This is a genomic window from Stenotrophomonas sp. 78350_Sma (genome assembly GCF_056482105.1).
In genome coordinates, this window is record NZ_CM151182.1 from 1,954,331 (window position 1) to 1,972,796 (window position 18,466).

The 18,466-nt window shown below is 67.7% G+C and carries 15 protein-coding genes; 7 read left to right on the forward strand and 8 right to left on the reverse strand.

The window, feature by feature from the left end; translation table 11 throughout:
• Nucleotides 1-51 precede the first annotated feature (51 nt).
• Nucleotides 52-1,179, forward strand: a complete 1,128-nt coding sequence (gene dnaJ, locus ACZK4H_RS09235) for a molecular chaperone DnaJ (protein ID WP_099551177.1) — start codon at nt 52-54, stop codon at nt 1,177-1,179.
• A 105-nt stretch (nt 1,180-1,284) separates the two neighbouring features.
• Here dnaJ and ACZK4H_RS09240 read toward each other — a convergent pair whose 3' ends face one another.
• Entirely contained in the window at nt 1,285-2,082 is a 798-nt protein-coding gene (locus ACZK4H_RS09240; protein ID WP_099551176.1) for an AraC family transcriptional regulator, read from the reverse strand.
• Nucleotides 2,083-2,154: 72 nt separating this feature from the next.
• Between ACZK4H_RS09240 and ACZK4H_RS09245 the strand changes: the two genes are divergently transcribed.
• The 3 genes from ACZK4H_RS09245 (at nt 2,155) to ACZK4H_RS09255 (ending at nt 6,007) form a co-directional block, all read left to right on the forward strand.
• Nucleotides 2,155-3,354, forward strand: a complete 1,200-nt coding sequence (locus tag ACZK4H_RS09245; RefSeq protein ID WP_099551175.1) for an MFS transporter — start codon at nt 2,155-2,157, stop codon at nt 3,352-3,354.
• 623 nt (nt 3,355-3,977) lie between these two features.
• Nucleotides 3,978-4,886 (forward strand): pyridoxal kinase, encoded by a 909-nt coding sequence (pdxY, locus tag ACZK4H_RS09250; protein WP_099551174.1) that lies wholly within the window; start codon nt 3,978-3,980, stop codon nt 4,884-4,886.
• Nucleotides 4,883-6,007, forward strand: a complete 1,125-nt coding sequence (locus ACZK4H_RS09255) for a prephenate dehydrogenase (RefSeq protein ID WP_099551173.1) — start codon at nt 4,883-4,885, stop codon at nt 6,005-6,007. The genes pdxY and ACZK4H_RS09255 overlap by 4 nt, the downstream gene beginning before the upstream one ends.
• 231 nt (nt 6,008-6,238) lie before the next feature.
• Here the strand turns inward: ACZK4H_RS09255 and ACZK4H_RS09260 are convergent, their stop codons facing one another.
• The 5 genes from ACZK4H_RS09260 to ACZK4H_RS09280 all read right to left on the reverse strand — a co-directional run bounded on the left by ACZK4H_RS09260 (nt 6,239) and on the right by ACZK4H_RS09280 (nt 10,428).
• Nucleotides 6,239-6,433, reverse strand: coding sequence for a hypothetical protein (locus ACZK4H_RS09260; protein WP_049458055.1), 195 nt, complete (start codon nt 6,431-6,433; stop codon nt 6,239-6,241).
• 70 nt (nt 6,434-6,503) lie between these two features.
• Complete coding sequence (locus ACZK4H_RS09265; RefSeq protein WP_099603824.1) at nt 6,504-8,276, reverse strand: ABC transporter transmembrane domain-containing protein; 1,773 nt, start codon at nt 8,274-8,276, stop codon at nt 6,504-6,506.
• A complete protein-coding gene (locus tag ACZK4H_RS09270; protein ID WP_099551214.1) occupies nt 8,269-8,865 on the reverse strand; it encodes an IMPACT family protein in 597 nt (198 codons plus the stop codon). The genes ACZK4H_RS09265 and ACZK4H_RS09270 overlap by 8 nt, the downstream gene beginning before the upstream one ends.
• A 40-nt stretch (nt 8,866-8,905) precedes the next feature.
• Nucleotides 8,906-9,913, reverse strand: a complete 1,008-nt coding sequence (locus tag ACZK4H_RS09275) for a hypothetical protein (protein ID WP_164145998.1) — start codon at nt 9,911-9,913, stop codon at nt 8,906-8,908.
• Nucleotides 9,910-10,428, reverse strand: coding sequence for an RNA polymerase sigma factor (locus ACZK4H_RS09280; protein WP_241896739.1), 519 nt, complete (start codon nt 10,426-10,428; stop codon nt 9,910-9,912). The genes ACZK4H_RS09275 and ACZK4H_RS09280 overlap by 4 nt, the downstream gene beginning before the upstream one ends.
• A 247-nt stretch (nt 10,429-10,675) precedes the next feature.
• Between ACZK4H_RS09280 and ACZK4H_RS09285 the strand changes: the two genes are divergently transcribed.
• Nucleotides 10,676-13,519 carry a bifunctional diguanylate cyclase/phosphodiesterase gene (locus ACZK4H_RS09285; protein ID WP_099552314.1) on the forward strand — a complete coding sequence of 948 codons (2,844 nt, stop codon included), beginning with the start codon at nt 10,676-10,678 and terminating at the stop codon, nt 13,517-13,519.
• A 19-nt stretch (nt 13,520-13,538) separates the two neighbouring features.
• Here the strand turns inward: ACZK4H_RS09285 and ACZK4H_RS09290 are convergent, their stop codons facing one another.
• Both ACZK4H_RS09290 and ACZK4H_RS09295 read right to left on the reverse strand, forming a co-directional pair.
• Nucleotides 13,539-14,132: an LOG family protein gene (locus ACZK4H_RS09290; RefSeq protein ID WP_049428514.1), complete on the reverse strand. Its 594-nt coding sequence runs from the start codon at nt 14,130-14,132 to the stop codon at nt 13,539-13,541.
• 214 nt (nt 14,133-14,346) lie between these two features.
• On the reverse strand, nt 14,347-15,843 hold the full coding sequence (locus ACZK4H_RS09295; RefSeq protein WP_099552313.1) for an aminotransferase class III-fold pyridoxal phosphate-dependent enzyme: 1,497 nt from the start codon (nt 15,841-15,843) through the stop codon (nt 14,347-14,349).
• A gap of 210 nt (nt 15,844-16,053) precedes the next feature.
• Between ACZK4H_RS09295 and queA the strand changes: the two genes are divergently transcribed.
• Nucleotides 16,054-17,121 (forward strand): tRNA preQ1(34) S-adenosylmethionine ribosyltransferase-isomerase QueA, encoded by a 1,068-nt coding sequence (gene queA / locus ACZK4H_RS09300; RefSeq protein ID WP_099552312.1) that lies wholly within the window; start codon nt 16,054-16,056, stop codon nt 17,119-17,121.
• Between the two features lie 185 nt (nt 17,122-17,306).
• Complete coding sequence (gene tgt, locus ACZK4H_RS09305; RefSeq protein ID WP_079221572.1) at nt 17,307-18,437, forward strand: tRNA guanosine(34) transglycosylase Tgt; 1,131 nt, start codon at nt 17,307-17,309, stop codon at nt 18,435-18,437.
• The last annotated feature ends 29 nt before the right edge of the window (nt 18,438-18,466 follow it).

An 18,466-nucleotide genomic window follows, 5' to 3' on the forward strand; every position in this document is an offset into this window, starting at 1 on the left:
TCCGCTCTTCCGCTTTGACGAATCCCGACTTTCCGGAACCAGATCCACGATATGAGCAAGCGCGATTACTACGAAGTGCTGGGCGTTGCCCGCACTGCCACCGACGAAGAGCTGAAGAAGGCCTACCGTCGCTGCGCGATGAAGTTCCACCCGGACCGCAACCCGGGTGATGCGGCGGCCGAAGCCTCCTTCAAGGAGTGCAAGGAAGCCTACGAAGTGCTGTCCGACGGCAACAAGCGCCGCATGTACGACAGCCACGGCCACGCCGCGTTCGAACACGGCATGGGCGGTGGTGGCGGTCCGGGCGGCCCGGACATGAACGATATCTTCGGCGATATCTTCGGCAACATTTTTGGCGGTGGCGGCGGTGGTCCGCGCCAGGCCCGTCGCGGTGCCGACATCGGCTACGTGATGGAGCTGGACCTGGAAGAAGCCGTGCGCGGCGTCGAGCGCCGGATCGAGATCCCGACCCTGGCCGAGTGCGGCGACTGCGATGGCAGTGGCTCGGAAGACGGCAAGGTCGAGACCTGCAACGTGTGCCATGGCCGCGGCCAGGTGCGCATCCAGCGCGGCATCTTCGCCATGCAGCAGGCCTGCCACAACTGCGGCGGCCGTGGCCAGATCATCGCCAAGCCCTGCAAGACCTGCCACGGCAACGGCCGTGTCGAGGAAGACAAGGTGCTGTCGGTGAAGGTGCCGGCGGGCGTCGATACTGGTGACCGCATCCGCCTGCAGGGCGAGGGCGAGGCTGGTCCGGCCGGCACGCCGCCAGGTGACCTGTACGTGGAAGTGCGCGTGCGCGAGCATGCGATCTTCCAGCGCGATGGTGACGACCTGCACTGTGAAGTGCCGATCCGCATCTCGCAGGCGGCACTGGGCGACACCGTGCGTGTGGCCACCCTTGGTGGCGAAGCGGAAATCCGCATCCCGGCCGAGACCCAGACCGGCAAGCTGTTCCGCCTGCGCGGCAAGGGCGTGCGTTCGGTGCGCAGCCGCAGCGAGGGCGACCTGTACTGCCGCGTGGTGGTGGAGACCCCGGTCAACCTCACCAACGAGCAGCGCAAGCTGCTGGAGCAGTTCGAAGCCACCTTCGTCGGTGAGGAAGCGCGCAAGCATTCGCCGAAGTCGGCCACCTTCATGGATGGCGTAAAGGGCTTCTGGGACCGGATGACGTCCTGAGTTTTCAACGGAAGCGTTGAACGGTAGCGCCGGGCGATGCCCGGCGTTTTCGTTTGCGGGCGCGGCTGCATTCTGCCAGCGTGGCCCGGCGCTACCGGGGAATGCTCACCGGAAAAACGCCGCCGGCGTTTGCCCCAGCTGCCGTTTGAACATGCTGGTGAACGCGCTGGGGCTGTCATACCCCATCGCCATCGCGACATCGATGACCTTGTCGCCGACCGCCAGCCGTTCCAGCGCCGCCAGCAACCGCGCCTGCTGCCGCCACTGGCCGAAGGTCATGCCCAGTTCGCCGGCGAAATGCCGCTGGATGGTTTTCACGTCCACCTCCAGCGCCTGCGCCCAGTCCTGCAGCGTGGCGTCGTCACCCGGATGCTTCTGCAGGTGCTGGCAGATCCGCTGCAGACGCGGATCGGTGGGGGCGGGCAGGTGCAGCGGCAGCACGTCCATGCGATGCAGTTCGTCCAGCAGCAGGCGCACCACGCGGCCATCGCGGCTGTCTTCAATGTGCTCGCCCTTGATCAGGGTGGCTGCCTGCAGCAGTTCGCGCAGCAGCGGTGCCACCTGCACCGCGAACGGTTCGGCTGGCAACTGCGGGGCGAACGATGGATCGATGTACAGGCTGCGCATGTGCACGGCGGCGATGCAGTCCACCGCGTGCACCATGCCCGCCGGCATCCAGATCGCGCGGGTCGAGGGCACTACCCAGCGGCCCACCTCCGAGCGCACCACCATCAGTCCGGAGATGGCGTAGACCAGCTGGTGGCGCTGGTGCTTGTGCCCGGCGATATGGGTGCCGGCCGGGTATTGGGTGACCCGGTAGGTGACAGGGCGATGCAGCGGCACCTCCCGCCACGGTGCGGCCGGATCGACGTCGCTGGCAATGTCCTTTTTGCGATAGGGCATGACCCGAACGCGGCAGAAGGGAAGAGAGCGCAACCGTAGCATGCGTGGCTCGCCCCCAACCTGACTGTGTCCATGTCGACTCTGGCTTCTCCCGCAACAACCTCACGCCCGGTGGCTCCCGGCGTGCTGGCTGCCATTTCCACCTCGCATGTCGTCAACGACATGATGCAGTCGCTGATCCTGGCCATCTATCCAGTGATCAAGGGCGGCTTCAACCTGAGCTTCACCCAGATCGGCCTGATCACGCTGACCTACCAGCTCACCGCCTCGATCTTCCAGCCGTTGATCGGCATGGCCACCGACCGCCGTCCGGCGCCGTACTCGCTGCCGATCGGCATGGCCTCGACCCTGTGCGGCATGCTGCTGCTCGGCTTCGCGCCCAATTATGCGGTGGTGCTGACGGCGGCGGCGATGGTCGGCATTGGTTCGGCCATCTTCCATCCGGAAGCCTCGCGCATCGCGCGGCTGGCCTCGGGGGGCCGCCATGGCTTCGCGCAGTCGGTGTTCCAGGTCGGCGGCAACTTCGGTACCGCGCTGGGCCCGCTGATTGCAGCGGCGGTGATCGTGCCGTACGGCCAGCATGCCGCCTCGTGGTTTGCCGGCGCCGCCCTGATCGGCATCGCATTGCTGACCTATGTCGGCCGCTGGTACGCGCTGCACCTGGGCACCCCGCGCCCGGCCAGCACCGCCTCGATGGCTCCACGCCATCCGCCGCGCACCGTGGCCAAGGTGCTGGCGATCCTGCTGGTGCTGATCTTCAGCAAGTACTTCTACATGGCCAGCATCGGCAGTTACTTCACCTTCTACCTGATCCACCACTTCGGCATTCCGGTCGCGCAGGCGCAGCTGCATCTGTTCGCGTTCCTGGTGGCGTCCGCCGCCGGCGGCTTCCTCGGTGGCCCGCTGGGAGACCGCATCGGCCGCAAGCCGATCATCTGGACCTCGATCCTGGGCGTGGCGCCGTTCGCACTGATGCTGCCGCACGCCGACCTGTTCTGGACCACGGTGCTGGCGGTATTGATCGGTTTCGTTCTGTCCTCGGCGTTTTCGGCGATCGTGGTCTATGCGCAGGAGATGATGCCGCACCGCATCGGCATGGTGTCCGGCCTGTTCTTCGGCTTTGCGTTCGGCATGGGTGGTCTGGGTGCTGCCGTGCTAGGCCTGCTGGCGGACAAGACCAGCATTGAGTACGTCTACCAGCTGACCGCGTTCCTGCCGCTGCTGGGCATCGTGGCGGCGTGGCTGCCGCCGTCGCGGCCTGCTGCTCACTGAGGGGGTTTGGTTTGCAGGGCTTGCAGCCCTGCACCTGCCGAAGCAACGTCAACGTCAACAGCAGAAGCTGGCTATCCGTGGGTTGGCGGGGTGGGTCCGGTTGAGGGGGACGCTGCAAGTACGTCCATGTAAGCTCGGTCGCCGCATCCATGCGGCTCACGCCCCCTCAACCGGACCCACCCCGCCTTCGACAGTTGGCCGCGATCTGTCGGACAGCGTTCTGCTTTGGTGGGTGCCGACCGTTGGTCGGCACGGGGTCGGATATCGATATTTGACAGACGTGTCGACCAACGGTCGACACCTACCAACAGCCGCAGTTGCCAGTAGAGCCACGCCATGCGTGGATGAATTCATTCGGTATCCGACAGATGTGCCGACCAACGGTCGGCACCCACCAACAGCCGCGTGAACCTGTCAGAGGTGGGGCGGTGTCGGAGTGCGGGGTGTCAGCCGCATGGATGCGGCTGCCAAGCCCCCAAGGACGGGTTCACGGCGTCCCCGCACTCCGACACCGCCCCGCCATCCCACGGATAGCCCGCTTTGGCTTTTGCCGTTGCCGTTGCATTGAGCAGGTGCAGGGCTGCAAGCCCTGCCGAAAACCCCCTTGGGCGTAGAATGCGGTCATGAGCGAATCCCTTGACAACCACCTGGTCCACGGCCGCCGCCTGCGGCCCGACGGCCCGTCGCCGATCGATGTCATCTCGGTCCAGTCGCAACTTGTCTACGGCCATGCCGGCAACAGCGCCGCCGTACCGCCGATGCGCGCACTCGGCGTGCGCGTAGCCGAAATTCCGACCGTGCTGCTCAGCAATGCGCCGTTCTACGACACCACGCGCGGTCGCGTGCTGCCCGCCGACTGGTTCGCCGACCTGCTGCTGGGCACCCACGAGCGCGGCCTGCCGCAGCGGGCGAAGATGCTGGTGTCCGGCTATTTCGGCAGCACCGCCAACGGTGCTGCCTTCGCCGACTGGCTGGACGAGATCCTGCCGACCTGCCCGCAGCTGCGTTACTGCCTGGATCCGGTGATTGGTGACACGCACACCGGCCCCTATGTGGAGCCGGGCCTGGAAGCGATCTTCGCCGAGCGCCTGCTGCCGCATGCCTGGCTGGTCACGCCGAATGCATTCGAACTCAATCGCCTTACCGGCATGCCTGCGTTGGCCGAAGCCGATGCCATCGCCGCCGCACGCACGCTGCTGGACCGTGGTCCGCACTGGGTGATCGCGCACAGCGTGGGCGGCAACCCGGGTGAACTGGTGACCCTGGCCGTTGGCCGCGAGGAAACCTGGCGCTGGACCTCGCCGCTGCTGCCGGTGGACGTGGCCGGCACTGGCGATGTGTTGATGTCGCTGGTGGTGTCGTTCCTGCTGCGCGGTGAATCGATGCAGCAGGCGATCTCGCGCGCCATCGCCGGTACCCATGCGGCATTGGAAGCGACCCTGGACAACGGTTTCGAAGAGTTCGACGTGATCGTCGCAGCACCCGCTGCCCTGGCCGATGGCGCACGCTTCCGCGCCGAACGCGTGGCATGAGCGGCCTGCTCGAACGCACGCCGCGCACGGTCGGCATCGTCGGAAGCGCCGGCGCCTACGGGCGCTGGTTGAGCCGCTTCTTCCAGCAGCACATGCAGCTGCAGGTGATCGGCCACGATCCGGCCGATCCGGACTCGCATACGCCGGAACACCTGTTGGCGCTGGCCGACGTGCTGGTGTTCTCGGCGCCGATCCGGCATACGCCCGCGTTGATCGCCGAATACGTGCGGCAGTCCGCAGGCCGCGAGCGCGATCGCCTGTGGCTGGACGTGACCTCGGTGAAAGAGGCGCCGGTGCAGGCGATGCTGGCCTCGCAGGCCGAGGTGGTCGGGCTGCACCCGATGACCGCGCCGCCCAAGGCACCCACCCTGAAGGGCCGGGTAATGGTGGTCTGCGAAGCACGGCTGAAGCACTGGCAACCCTGGGTCGATGCGTTGTGCGCGACGCTGCAGGCCGAGTGCGTGCGCGCCACCCCGCAGCACCACGACCAGATGATGGCGCTGGTGCAGGCGATGGTGCACGCCACCCATCTGGCCCAGGCCGGCGTGCTGCGCCAGTACCAGCCGCAGCTGGGCGACCTGGCCGCGATGATGCCGTACCGCTCGGCGTCGTTCGAACTGGATACCGCAATCATCTCGCGCATCCTGTCGTTGAACCCGGCAATCTATGAGGACATCCAGTTCGGCAACCCGTACGTTGCGCCGATGCTGGAGCGCTTGGTCGCCCAACTTCAGGCCCTGCAGGCCCAGGTCGGGCAGGGCGACGACACTGCACGCAGTGCATTCCGTGAGCAGCTGTTGTCGGCCAATCGCAGCGCGTTCGGCGAGCAGGCGCTGGCCGAGGGCAACTACACCTTCGAACGCGTGGGCTATCTGCTGGCAGACCTGACCGAGCGCAACGCGCTGTCGGTGCACCTGCCGGAAGACCGGCCGGGGTCGTTGCGCGAACTGCTGAACGTGTTCGAGCAGCATCGCATCAGCCTGGCTTCGATCCACTCCTCGCGCACCCCTGGCGGCGAAGTCCATTTCCGCATCGGTTTCGTTGCGGGCAGCGACCCTGCAGCGATCACCGTGGCGGCGGCCGAAGTGGACGCCAGCGGCATCGGGCGCGTGCTCGGCTGATCGCATTCATCCACAGGCGGTGTGGATGGCTTCTGCGCAAACATGTGGATAACCGCGCGCAGCCCTTGGCAGCCAAGGCTGTCAAGATGTCTGGTCAAAAATTGACCACGCCTTCTTGTAGCGTCGAGCCATGCTCGACTGCTTTTGGCGAAACGCGTGCCGACCAAGGTCGGCACCTGCCAGAGCAGGGCGATGCGAAATCCGGTCGCGCCGGGCCATGCCCGGCGCACCTCAGATCGTCAGCCTCAGCTCACCACCGCTGGTGGTGAATTCGCGGCCATTGCGCACCAGCAATCGACCGTCGTCGAGCTCGTAACGGGGCGTGGCTTCGGAGTGGTGCCCGCTGCCATTCGCCTCGGGCTTGAACTCGATGATGATGTGGCTTTCACCGTTGCTGTCGACGGCGGGAAACTGACGGAACGACATCCTGCACCTCCTTCAGCGGATGCTGTTGATGCGGTGCCAGCTTCACTCCGCCGATGTTAGCCGGCCGTCATCAATCGATGAACTGCAGTCGTGCCAGTTCAGCGTACAGGCCGCCTTCGGCCAGCAGCTGTGCGTGCGTCCCTTCCGCCACGATGCGGCCCTGGTCCATCACCACGATGCGGTCGGCCTTGAGTACGGTGGCCAGGCGGTGCGCGATCACCAGCGTGGTGCGGCCCGCCATCAAGCGCTCCAGGGCCTGCTGCACGCCATGCTCGCTCTGTGCGTCCAGCGCGCTGGTGGCTTCGTCCAGCAACAGGATCGGTGCGTCCTTCAGCAGTGCGCGGGCAATCGCCACACGCTGCTGCTGGCCGCCGGACAAGCGGGCGCCACGCTCGCCCAGCTCACTGTCATAGCCCTGCGGCAACGCGCGCAGGAAGCCGTCCGCCTCGGCGGCGCGTGCGGCAGCCTCGACCTCGCTGTCGCTGGCCTGCAGGCGGCCATAGCGGATGTTGTCGCGTGCACTGGCCGCGAACAGCGTCGGCTGTTGCGGCACCAGCGCCAGCTGCGCGCGCAGTTCGGCCGGGTCGACCTGGCGCACGTCGATGCCATCCACGCAGATGCGGCCGCCGGCCGGATCGTGGAAGCGCAGCAGCATCGACAGCACCGTGCTCTTGCCTGCGCCCGACGGGCCGACCAAAGCCACGGTCTCACCCGGGCGGACATGCAGGTTGAAATGGTCCAGCGCGGCCTGGTCCGGGCGCTGCGGATAGTGGAACACCACGTCGTCGAACTGGATCTCGCCACGCAGCGGCTGCGGCAGCACGTGCGGCTGCGCCGGCGCGCGGATCTCGATGTCTTCCTGCAGCAGTTCGCCGATGCGGCCCATGCCGCCGGCCGCGCGCTGCAGTTCGTTCCAGACTTCGGCCAGCGCACCGACCGAGCCACCGCCGATCAGTGCATACAGCACGAACTGGCCCAGGGTGCCTGCGCTGAGGCGACCGTCGATGACATCGTGCGCACCCAGCCACAGCACGCCGACGATGGCGCCGAACACCAGCAGGATGGCGCTGGCGGTGACCAGCGACTGCGCACCGATGCGGCGCCGCGCGGCCTTGATGGCATCGCCCAGTGCGTGGTCGAAGCGGCCGCGCTCGTAGGGCTCGCGTGCATGCGCCTGCACCGTCCGTACGGCGCCCAGGGTCTCGCTGGCCAGGCTGTTGGCATCGGCGATGCGGTCCTGGCTGCTGCGCGCGACAGTGCGCAGCTTGCGCGCACCGATGATGATCGGCAGGACCGCAAGCGGAATGCCCAGCAGCGACCACGCCGCCAGCCGTGGGCTGGTGACGAACAGCATCGCCAGGCTGCCAACCACCGTGACGCTGCTGCGCAATGCCACCGACATGGTCGAGCCGACCACGCTGCGCAGCAGTTCACTGTCGGCGGTCAGGCGCGAGACCAGCTCGCCGCTGCGGCTGCGGTCATGGAACCCGGCACCGAGCTGGATCAGGTGTGCATACAGGCGGCTGCGCAGGTCGGCGACGACCTTTTCGCCCAGCAGTGACACGAAGTAGAAGCGTGCGGCGGTGGCCAGGGCCAGCACCACGGCCACCAGCATCAGCAGGGCGAAGGCGCGGTTGATCTGGCCGCCGCTGCTGAAGCCATGGTCGATCATCTGCTTGACCGCCGGCGGCAGGCTCAGCGTGGCCGCCGAAGACACCGCCAGGGCCAGCAGCCAGGCGGTGAACAGGCCACTGTGGCGGCGCACGAACGGCCATAGCGTGCGCAGGCTGCCGAGGCGGCGCAGTGGCGGGGGCGAGGCGGGGGCGCCGTCCTTGTCAGTCATCCTGGTGGTCGTCTTCTATGCGGATACGGTCACGAGTGGCGTCGCGCAGGCGGATTTTCAATGCGTCGACCTGATCGGCCGGCAATTCAACGCGCAGGCGCACCCCGTTCGCGTCGAACTGTTCATCGCGCTTCTCCGCGCCGAATGCCGGCAGGGCCGCATGCAGGGTGCCCAGGTCTTCGAAGCCGGCCTGCAGCTGCAGCCGTGCCATGGCGACCAGCGCCAGCCGCGGTGCGGTGCGCAGGCATTCTGCGGCGGCGCCGCCGTACGCCCGGACCAGGCCGCCGGCCCCGAGCTTGATGCCGCCGAACCAGCGCGTCACCACCACCATCACCTGGTCGAAACCCTGGCCGTCGATCGCCGCCAGGATCGGACGTCCAGCCGTGCCGGCCGGCTCGCCATCGTCGCTGGAGCGATAGTCCTGCCCGTGCCGGTAGGCCCAGCAGTTGTGGGTGGCATCGGCCACCGCGACCTGCTGCAGGAATGCCATGGCCGCTGCGGCGCCATCGATCGGCGTGGCATGGGCGATGAAACGGCTGTGTTTGACTTCCAGCGTGTGGCTGACCGGCTGGGCGAGGGTATCGGGCATTCCCACCATTCTACGGGGTTGCCGGGTATTCCCGTCCGCTTCAGTCGTCCAGCAGCGGGCGCAGGTCGCGCGGCAGTCGCGATTCCGGGTACTGCTGGATGTAGCGTTCCAGGCTGGCGCGGGCGAGGTCGCGCTGGTCCTGGTCACGGCGCTCGCGGATCTTCTGCAGCCATTGCCGGCGCGGCAGGCGCGCGTCGGCGTCTACTTCGGCCTGCACCGTGTCCGCACTCAGTCCGGCTTCGCTGCCGCGACGCATGACGCCGGGTGCCGAGCGGTTGGTGGCAACGCGCTTGCTGGAAGTGACCTGGACCCGATCGAGTGCCGGAGCCGGTTCGGCGTCGGCTGTGCTGGCTGCGGTTGGCGCAGCGCTGCGCGCCTGCATGGCGCCGACCGGAGCCGGTGCGGATGCCGGAGCGGGTGCGGCGTAGGCAACCGGTGCCACAGGCGCCGCTGACGGCGGAGGTGGTGGCAACGCTGCGAAGGCGGTATCGGCGACAGGCTCTGCGACGCGTGCGCGTGCCGCCGCTGCCTTCACCGGGGCGGGAGCCGGCGCTTCAGCAGGCGCTGCCGGGGCTGGCACCGGGGCGCGGGCGGCGGCGGGCGCCGCCTGGGAAGCGGCGGGGGGCACCGACTGAGGTGCGGCGAGTGGCGCCGCCTCTGGTGCGGGCGGAGCCGGAGCCATCGCAGTCTCGGCGGCATTGCCTTCGGCGGTCTGGTCGGCCACGCCGTCGTCAGCGGCAGGCGCGGCGGCGACCTGCGTTTCGCCGGCCGGAACCGGCGGCGGTTCCGGACGCAGCTGCCAGGCGATGCCGATGGCAAACACCATCGAGGCGGCGATGCCGAACACCGCCGGCCAACGCGGGCGGGTGCGCTGCGTGCGCGGCGCCTCGGGAGAGGCGACCGCATCGGCCGCCGGCGGGTCTACGGCAGCGCGGGCCGCGGCCAGGATGGCAGCATCCAGCGCAGCGGGCGGAGCCTGCTCGGCGCGACGGCCGAGCAGCCGGGCCAGCTCGCGTTCTTCCGGCGTCAGGGGTTCGTCTCGGTTCATGCGTTCAGTCCCGCACGCAGCTTGTCCATCGCATAGCGCAGCCGCGATTTCACGGTTTCCCGGCCCACGCCGGTGATCTGGCCGATCTCCTCCAGGCTCAGTTCCTGATCCAGCCGCAGCTGCAGCACTTCGCGCTGCTCGGGCGGCAGTAGTTCCATCGCCAGCTGGATGCGGCGACGTTGTTCGAATTCGGAAAGCTCGCCTTCCGGGGTCTGCCCATCCTCGATCGCTGCCAGGCGCAGATCGGCGTCGGCCGGTGCAGCCGGGCGATGACGGGCGGCACGCCAATGGTCGTTCAGGCGGTTGTGGGCGATGCGGAACAGCCAGGTGCTGAACGCTGCCTCGGGTTGCCAGCCGGCGCGCGCGCTGATCACCCGCTGCCAGACGTCCTGGAAGATCTCCTCGGCCAGCGCGTTGTCGCGCAGTTGCCGCAGCAGGAAGCCGAACAGGCGCTTGCGATGGCGCGCATACAGGCTTTCGAACGCACGCAGGTCGCCACCGGCCCAGGCCAGCATCAAGGCTTCATCGGTTGGCAGTGCGCTGGCTTCCACGGCGTACAGGGTAAGGCCTGCAGGCGATGGCGCATAGCCGGTGGCGGGGGCGGGCAGGGCGAGGGTCATGGCTCGGAAGGGGCTACGGACAGCAGGAAAAACGTACGGGCGCACGATTCGGGGTTTACGGGCTTCCATTGCCCCCCGGGTGGCGCGCTATGCTCGGCGGCTCAGGGGAGGCGACGCACAGACGGCGCCAAGAGATTGTCATTTGTCCACGCATGCTGAACCGGCGGAAGAGCCACCACACGAGGCCGTGCTGAGCACGGCGCTGGTGCGCGCGTTGCATGCGCTTTTGCCGGAAACGGCCGTGGTCCGCGTCGGCTGGGACGACCCGCAGCTGGGATATGGCCAGGGGGGCTGGCCCTTGCTTGCAACTGACAGCGCTGCATCCGTGGAACCCGGCACCGGCGATGGCCAGCACGGCTGGGAGTATGACGGTGCGCGGCTGCTGCTGTCGGTTGCGGGCGCGGCGCCTTCACCCGCGTGGTGGGGGCTGGCCCGGCAGGCAATGGAGCTGGCCCTGCAGCGCGGCCGCCAGGCCGGCCAGATCAGGGCACTGGAAGAAGCCGAGCGGCTCCAACAGGCCCTGTTCCAGATCGCCGACCTGGCCGGTGCCGACCTGGAAATGCCCGAGATGCTGCGCCACGTGCATGGCGTGCTGGGCACGCTGATGTATGCCGAGAACTGCTACATCGTGGAATACGACGATGTGCGCGACCAGATCCGTTTCCTGTACTTCGCCGATCAGGTCGATGACTTTGTCGCCGATCCCACGCAGAGCCATGACGCCAGCGAGATGCCGCGCAGCCTGACCGTGGCGTTGCTGCGCCATGGCAAGCCGCTCAGTGGCCCCTCGCGCAAACTGCTGGCGCAGGTGATGGAACAGGAGCACGACCCGCAGCGTGGGCCCGAAAGCCTGGACTGGCTGGGCGTGCCGATGCTGCGCGATGGCCGCGTATGCGGTGCCATCGTGGTTCAGAGCTATGAACAGGCGGCCCGCTATGGCGAGGCCGAGCGCGCATTGCTGGGCTTCGTTGCGCAGCACGTGCAGACCGCGATGGACCGGCGCCAGGCGCAGGTGCGGCTGGAGCAGCAGGTGGAGCGGCGCACCCAGGAACTGCAGCGCGCCAACCGCAGCCTGCAGGATGAGGTGGCCGAGCGTCGCCGCGCCGAACAGCTGCAGACCGCGCTGTACAACATCGCCGAGATGGCGATGTCGGCCGACAGCCTGGCCCAGTTCTACGGCCAGGTGCACGGTGTGGTCGGGCGCCTGCTCGATGCCCGCAATTTCTACATCGCCCTGGTCAACCCGGCCGGCAACGGCCTGGACTTCGTCTATTCGGTGGACGAGCACAATGCCAGCCGCGCGCCACGGCCGTTCAGCCGTGGCCTGACCGAGTATGTGGTGCGCAACCGGCGTCCGCTGCTGGCGTCACGCGCGCAGATCGATGCGCTGCTGGCCAGTGGTGAAGTGCGCGAATCCGGCGCGCGCTCGCATTGCTGGCTGGGCGTGCCGCTGCTGCGCGACGACGAAGTGGTCGGCGCGATCGTGGTGCAGAGCTACAGCGAGAACAGCACGTTCAGCGTGCATGACCAGCGCCTGCTGATCTTTGTCGCGCAGAACATCGGCACCGGGCTGGCCCGGCAGCGCGACCAGCAACGGCTGCGTTCGGCGCATGCCGAGCTGGAAAAGCGCGTGGAAGAGCGTACCCGCGAGCTGGCCGAAGTGAACGAGAAGCTGCTCGGCCAGATCGGCGAGCGCCTGCGCGCCGAGCAGCGCCTGACCCACCAGGCCATGCACGATGCGTTGACCGGCCTGCCCAACCGCCTGCACCTGCTGGATCGCCTGCAGGATGCCCTGGCACTGGCCAAGCGTGAAGGCGGGCCGGTATTTGCCGTTCTGTTCCTCGACCTTGACCGCTTCAAGCTGGTCAACGACAGCATCGGCCATGCGGCCGGTGACCGCATGCTGGTGGAAGTGGCCAAGCGCATCGTGTCGATGGCCGGTACCGAAGATGTGGTGGCACGGCTCGGCGGTGATGAGTTTGCTGTGCTGCTGCAGTGCCCGCAGGGCCTGGCGCAGGCACTGGATTTCGGCCAGCGGCTGCTGCTGGCGTTGCAGGAATCGATGTGGATCGCCGGGCGCGAACTGTTTCCGTCCGGCAGCCTGGGCATTGCCCTGTGGAATCCACGCTACCGCACCGGTGAGGAGCTGCTGCGCGATGCGGATGCAGCGATGTACCGGGCCAAGGCGCAGGGCCATGACCGCTGTGCGATCTTCGACGAGGACATGCGCGAGGAAGCCATGCGCAGCCTGGACCTGGAAGCCGATCTGCGCCGTGCGATCAACAACCGCGACTTCCTGCCGTTCTACCAGCCGATCGTGCGCTTGTCCGACGGCGAAGTGGTCGGTCACGAGGCGCTGCTTCGCTGGCAGCATGAGCGCCGTGGCCTGCTGCTGCCCGGCGCGTTCCTGGAACTGGGCGAAGAGAGCGGCCTGATCGAGCAGGTGGACTGGTTGATCTACGAACAGGTCATCGCGGGGCTGGCACGGGGGGGCGAAGGCTACGTCTCGGTGAACGTGTCGCCCCGGCATTTCCGCTCGGCGGAGTTCAGTGATCGCCTGTTCGGCCTGCTCGACAGCTGCGGTGCCGATCCGCGCCGGCTGCGCCTGGAAATCACCGAGGTAGCGTTGCTGGACGACGGTCCGCACACGCTGCGCATCCTGCAGGGCCTGCGCGAGCGCGGCATCCAGGTGCAGCTGGATGATTTCGGCACCGGCTTCTCCGCGTTGTCCTACCTGCATCGCTTCCCGATCAGCACGCTGAAGATCGACCAGAGCTTCATCGCCGGCCTGCATGGTCCGGAGGTGCAGAGTACGCGCGCACTGGTTGAGGGCGTGCTGTCGCTGGCGCGCACGCTGGGCATCGAAACCATCGGCGAAGGCATCGAGACCGATGCGCAGCGGCAGACCCTGCGTGAACTGGGCTGCGACTACGGCCAGGGCTACCTGCTGGGGCGGCCCGCCCCATGGGCGCACGCGGCGGCCTGAGCCGCCGCGTACTGTTGCATCATCGCAGGGCGGCGCGGCGCTTCTCGTCGATCCATTTCGAGGCCTGCGCCGGCTGGTAATTCTTCATCCACTCCAGCATCTCTTCGATGTCCGAGCCGTACCACAGGTCCTGGCGCTGGTCCGGGTGCAGGAAGCGCTCTTCCACCATGCGGTCGATCATGCCGATCAACGGGGCGTAGAAGCCTTCCACGTCGAGGAACGCGCATGGCTTGTTGCCGATGCCCAGCTGGCGCCAGGTCAGCATCTCGAAGATCTCTTCCATGGTGCCGAAGCCGCCGGGAAGGGTAACGAAGCCATCGGCGAGGTCGAACATGCGCGACTTGCGCTCATGCATCGAACCGACGATTTCCAGTTCGGTCAGGCCACGGTGGGCCACTTCCCAATCGGCCAACTGGCGCGGGATCACGCCGGTCACCTCGCCGCCGGCGGCGAGCACGGCATTGGCCACGGTTCCCATCAGGCCGACGTTGCCGCCGCCATACACCAGGCGCAGGCCATCGCGGGCGATGCGGTCACCCAGGGCAATGGCGCGTTCGGTGTAGGCCGGCTTGCTGCCAGCGTTGGAACCACAGTACACACAGATCGATTTCATGGATCTTCCTGTCTCTTGGCCGGAAACGAAAACGCCCCGTCGCCGACCGAAAGGCAGTCAGCGACGGGGTGTGCGTAGAGTATGCGGCCTTGAGAGGCCTTCTGTAGAGTCGAGCATGGCTATGCCGGTCGTCCTGACCGGCACCCTTCGGGCCGTCGCCAGCGACGTTGGCAGCGGCTCCTGCCGCTGCCTTCGGCTCTACCGACGCGGGCGCTTACGCCGCCGCGGCCTGCTCGCGGCGCGGGCCTTCACGCAGGGCGCGGCCGACCATGCCCACCAGCAGGTCCAGCTCCTCGCTGTCCATGCCGAAGTGCGGGGTGAAGCGCAGCGAGTTCTCGCCACCGTGGATCACGTTGATGCCGTGCTGGCGCAGCCATTCCTCTGTGGAGTTGGCGCCGTAGCACTTGAACTGCGGGGCCAGCTCGCAGGAGAACAGCAGGCCGGTGCCCTGCACCTTGGTGATCAGCCCGCCCAGCTCGTTCTTCAGCTGTTCAAGCTTGCGCACGGCCTCGGCACCACGCTCGGCGATGTTGGCGCGCACCTGCGGGGTCAGCTGGGCCAGGGTGGCGCAGGCCACGTCCAGTGCCCGCGGGTTGCTGGTCATGGTGTTGCCATAGATGCCCTTGCGGTACAGCTGCGCGGCATGCTCGGTCACCGCCAGCACCGACAGCGGATACTGCGCGGCGTTGAGCGCCTTGGAGTAGGTCTCCATGTCCGGCGGGTCCAGGCCTTCGAAGCCCGGGTAATCGACCACCGACAGCACGCCATGCGCACGCAGGCCGGCCTGGATCGAGTCGAGCAGCAGCAGGCTGCCATGGGCACGGGTCAGTTCGCGGGCCACGGCATAGAACGACGGCGGCACCGAACGGCCCGGGTCGCCTTCGCCCATCACCGGCTCCAGGAACACCGCCTCGATGAACCACTGGTTGCGCGCGGCGTCCTCGAACACCTTGCGCAGGCCGGCTTCGTCGTACGGCGCCACGGTGATCACCGAGTCCTCGCCACGGTAGCTGGCCAGGTGCTGCATGTAGCTCTTGCGGCTGGAATCCGAATAGAGGGCAGGGCGGTCGGTACGGCCATGGAAGCTGCCCTTGACCACCACGCGCTTGATCGCAGCACCGGCGTGGCGTGCGCCCGGGTCGGTCTGCAGCTTGGCGTTGACGTCGGCGATGCGCGCGGCCAGGCCGACCGCTTCGGAGCCGGAATTCAGGCACATGAAACGGGCAAACGGGCAGCCGCCACGGCGGTGGCCGATCTCGGCGCGCAGGGCAGTGATGAAGCGCTGCTGCGACAGGCTGGGGGTCATGATGTTGGCCATCACCTGCGGGCGGGCCATCGCCTCCAGCACAGCGTCCGGGGTGTGCCCGAAGCCGAGCATGCCGTAGCCGCCGGCGTCGTACAGCACGGCGCCCTTCAGGGTGACCACCCACGGGCCGCGCGCGGCCAGCGCCACGTACGGGGTCACCGCGTCATCGGCATAGAAATTGACGAAACCGTCCTGCATTGCGTCGATCTGCGCCTGTTCGTCCTGCGCCAGCAGCGGCCCCAGGTCGGCCTGTACGCGCGCAAATTCCTCGGCGGCGGCGTCCACCGCGGCGATCAGCTGCGGGTGGTTGGCGGACAGGGCGGTCAGGGTGGCATCGTCCAGACCGGAGGTAAGGCGGGCGCCGGGCTGGTTGCGCAGGGGGGCGAGGCGTTCGATGAAGCTCATTGCAGATCTCCTGAAACAATGGGTCGCACGGGTCTTCAAAAGCAAAACGCGCGTCATCACGCGCGCTTGGGGCAGGCTCGTGCAGCGGACTTCCGGCTCGATGCTAGCACTTGTTTTTTTGCGCGATAACCCCGCAAAAGCCTGCTGCATAGCAGCATTTTGCGCGACGTTCGCTGCGAAGCGCGCCGGCTCGCAGACGCTGGACGTACAATGCGCGCCATTGTCGACCTGTTGCCGCCCACTGCCTTGAAGAAGTCCGATTTCCACTACGACCTGCCGGCTGAACTGATCGCGCAGGCACCCCTGGCCGAACGTTCCGCAAGCCGCCTGCTGCTGGTGCCGCCGGCGCCCGATGCCTTCACCGATCTGCAGGTGCGCGACCTGCCGTCGCTGCTGCAGCCGGGCGACCTGCTGGTGTTCAACGACACCCGGGTGATCCCGGCGCGCCTGTTCGGGCAGAAGGCCAGCGGTGGCCGCGTGGAGATCCTGATCGAGCGCCTGCTCGGCGCCCAGCAGGCACGCGCGCAGGTCGGCGCCAGCAAGTCGCCGAAGGCGGGCAGCCGCATCGCGCTGGATGCCGGTGGCGAAGCCGAGGTGCTGGGCCGCGATGGCGAGTTCTACGTGCTGCAGTTCCATGTGCCGGAATCGCTGGAACAATGGCTGCTGCATGCCGGCCGCCTGCCGCTGCCGCCGTACATCCAGCGCGAGCCGGGCGTGGACGACCGCGAGCGCTACCAGACCGTGTTCGCGCGCGAAGTGGGCGCGGTGGCGGCGCCGACCGCCGGCCTGCATTTCGACGAACCGCTGCTGGCTGCGCTGAAGGACAAGGGCGTGGAGTTCGGCCACGTCACCCTGCACGTGGGCGCGGGCACCTTCCAGCCGGTGCGCGCCGATGACCTGAAGGACCACGTGATGCACCGCGAGTGGCTGAACGTTGGCGCCGAACTGGTGCAGCAGGTGCGGCGCACGCGCGCCGCCGGCGGCCGCGTGATCGGCGTTGGCACCACCGTGGTGCGCGCGCTGGAAAGCGCGATGCGCGATGGCGAGCTGCTGCCGTTCGCCGGAGAAACGCAGATCTTCATCACCCCGGGTTATCGCATCCGCAGTGTCGATGCGATGGTGACCAACTTCCACCTGCCGGAAAGCACGCTGCTGATGATGATCTCTGCGTTCGCCGGCAAGGAGCGCGTGTTCGAGGCCTACCAGCACGCGATCGAGCAGCGCTACCGCTTCTTCAGCTACGGCGACGCGATGCTGCTGTTCCCGCAGGCAGGCTGACGCGCACTTCATCCACGCATGGCGTGGATCTACTGGACGGTAGTAGATCCACGCCATGCGTGGATGAATCCGGTACCCCCGGCCATCTCCGGCGGATCTCGCCGCCGGGCATGGCCCGGCGCTACCGGAGCAGGGAAGGCGGTTTTGGGAGACAATAGGCAACTATTTGCCTGAACGACCGCTCCATGTCCCGATTGCAGTTCCAGCTCCAGACCCGCGACGGCCGTGCCCGCCGTGGCCGCCTGACCTTTCCGCGTGGCACGGTGGAAACGCCGGCCTTCATGCCGGTGGGAACCTATGGCTCGGTCAAGGGCATCCTGCCGGACCAGGTGCGCGCGCTGGGCGCCGAGATCATCCTCGGCAACACCTTCCACCTGTACCTGCGGCCGGGCCTGGACATCATCGCCGACCACGGCGGCCTGCACGGCTTCTGCCAGTGGGATGGCCCGATCCTGACCGACTCCGGCGGCTTCCAGGTGTTCTCGCTGGCGCACCGCCGCAAGATCACCGAGCAGGGCGTGACCTTTGCTTCGCCCACCGACGGCGCCCGCGTATTCCTGGGCCCGGAAGAGAGCATGAAGATCCAGAAGGTGCTCGATTCGGACGTGGTGATGATCTTCGACGAGTGCACCCCGTACCCGGCCACCGAGGATGTCGCCCGCCGTTCGATGGAGCTGAGCCTGCGCTGGGCCCAGCGCAGCCGCAACGCGCATGACGAGCTCGGCAACGACGCGGCCCTGTTCGGCATCGTCCAGGGCGGGGTGCACACCGACCTGCGCAGCCGCTCGGCCGAGGCCCTGCAGGCGATCGGCTTCGACGGCTATGCCATCGGCGGCCTGGCCGTGGGCGAACCGGAGCACGAGCGCAACGCCATGCTCGACCACCTGGACCCGGAGCTGCCGGGCGACCGCCCGCGCTACCTGATGGGCGTGGGCCGGCCGGAGGACCTGGTCGAGGGTGTCGCCCGTGGCGTGGACATGTTCGACTGCGTGATGCCCACCCGCAATGCCCGCAACGGCCACTATTTCACCTCGTTCGGCACCGTACGCATCCGCAACTCGCAGTATGCGCGCGACATGGACCCGATCGAGCCGGGCTGCGGCTGCGTGGCCTGCAGCGGCGGCTACACCCGCTCGTACCTGCGCCACCTGGACCGCTGCAACGAGATGCTGGCGCCGATGCTGGGCACCCTGCACAACCTGTTCTATTACGAAAAACTGATGGCCGACATCCGTGCGGCCATCGAGGCGGGAACCTTCCAGGCCTTCCGCGAGTCCTTCTATGCAGCACGCGGGGCGGTTGCGCCGCCCCTGTAACCCCGCAGCACCCCTGCCGAACGGCCCAA

Excerpts from the sequence above, each read along its gene's own strand:
- pdxY (WP_099551174.1), top strand. The coding sequence starts at position 3,978 with ATGAGCGAATCCCTTGACAACCACCTGGTCCACGGCCGCCGCCTGCGG.
- ACZK4H_RS09295 (WP_099552313.1), bottom strand. The coding sequence starts at position 15,843 with ATGAGCTTCATCGAACGCCTCGCCCCCCTGCGCAACCAGCCCGGCGCC.
- ACZK4H_RS09280 (WP_241896739.1), bottom strand. The coding sequence starts at position 10,428 with ATGCTGGCCTGGGCCGGTGGCGACCTGCGTGCGTTCGAAAGCCTGTAT.
- tgt (WP_079221572.1), top strand. The coding sequence starts at position 17,307 with ATGTCCCGATTGCAGTTCCAGCTCCAGACCCGCGACGGCCGTGCCCGC.
- ACZK4H_RS09270 (WP_099551214.1), bottom strand. The coding sequence starts at position 8,865 with ATGCCCGATACCCTCGCCCAGCCGGTCAGCCACACGCTGGAAGTCAAA.
- queA (WP_099552312.1), top strand. The coding sequence starts at position 16,054 with ATGCGCGCCATTGTCGACCTGTTGCCGCCCACTGCCTTGAAGAAGTCC.
- ACZK4H_RS09265 (WP_099603824.1), bottom strand. The coding sequence starts at position 8,276 with ATGACTGACAAGGACGGCGCCCCCGCCTCGCCCCCGCCACTGCGCCGC.
- ACZK4H_RS09275 (WP_164145998.1), bottom strand. The coding sequence starts at position 9,913 with ATGAACCGAGACGAACCCCTGACGCCGGAAGAACGCGAGCTGGCCCGG.
- ACZK4H_RS09290 (WP_049428514.1), bottom strand. The coding sequence starts at position 14,132 with ATGAAATCGATCTGTGTGTACTGTGGTTCCAACGCTGGCAGCAAGCCG.
- ACZK4H_RS09255 (WP_099551173.1), top strand. The coding sequence starts at position 4,883 with ATGAGCGGCCTGCTCGAACGCACGCCGCGCACGGTCGGCATCGTCGGA.
- ACZK4H_RS09245 (WP_099551175.1), top strand. The coding sequence starts at position 2,155 with ATGTCGACTCTGGCTTCTCCCGCAACAACCTCACGCCCGGTGGCTCCC.
- ACZK4H_RS09260 (WP_049458055.1), bottom strand. The coding sequence starts at position 6,433 with ATGTCGTTCCGTCAGTTTCCCGCCGTCGACAGCAACGGTGAAAGCCAC.
- ACZK4H_RS09240 (WP_099551176.1), bottom strand. The coding sequence starts at position 2,082 with ATGCCCTATCGCAAAAAGGACATTGCCAGCGACGTCGATCCGGCCGCA.
- dnaJ (WP_099551177.1), top strand. The coding sequence starts at position 52 with ATGAGCAAGCGCGATTACTACGAAGTGCTGGGCGTTGCCCGCACTGCC.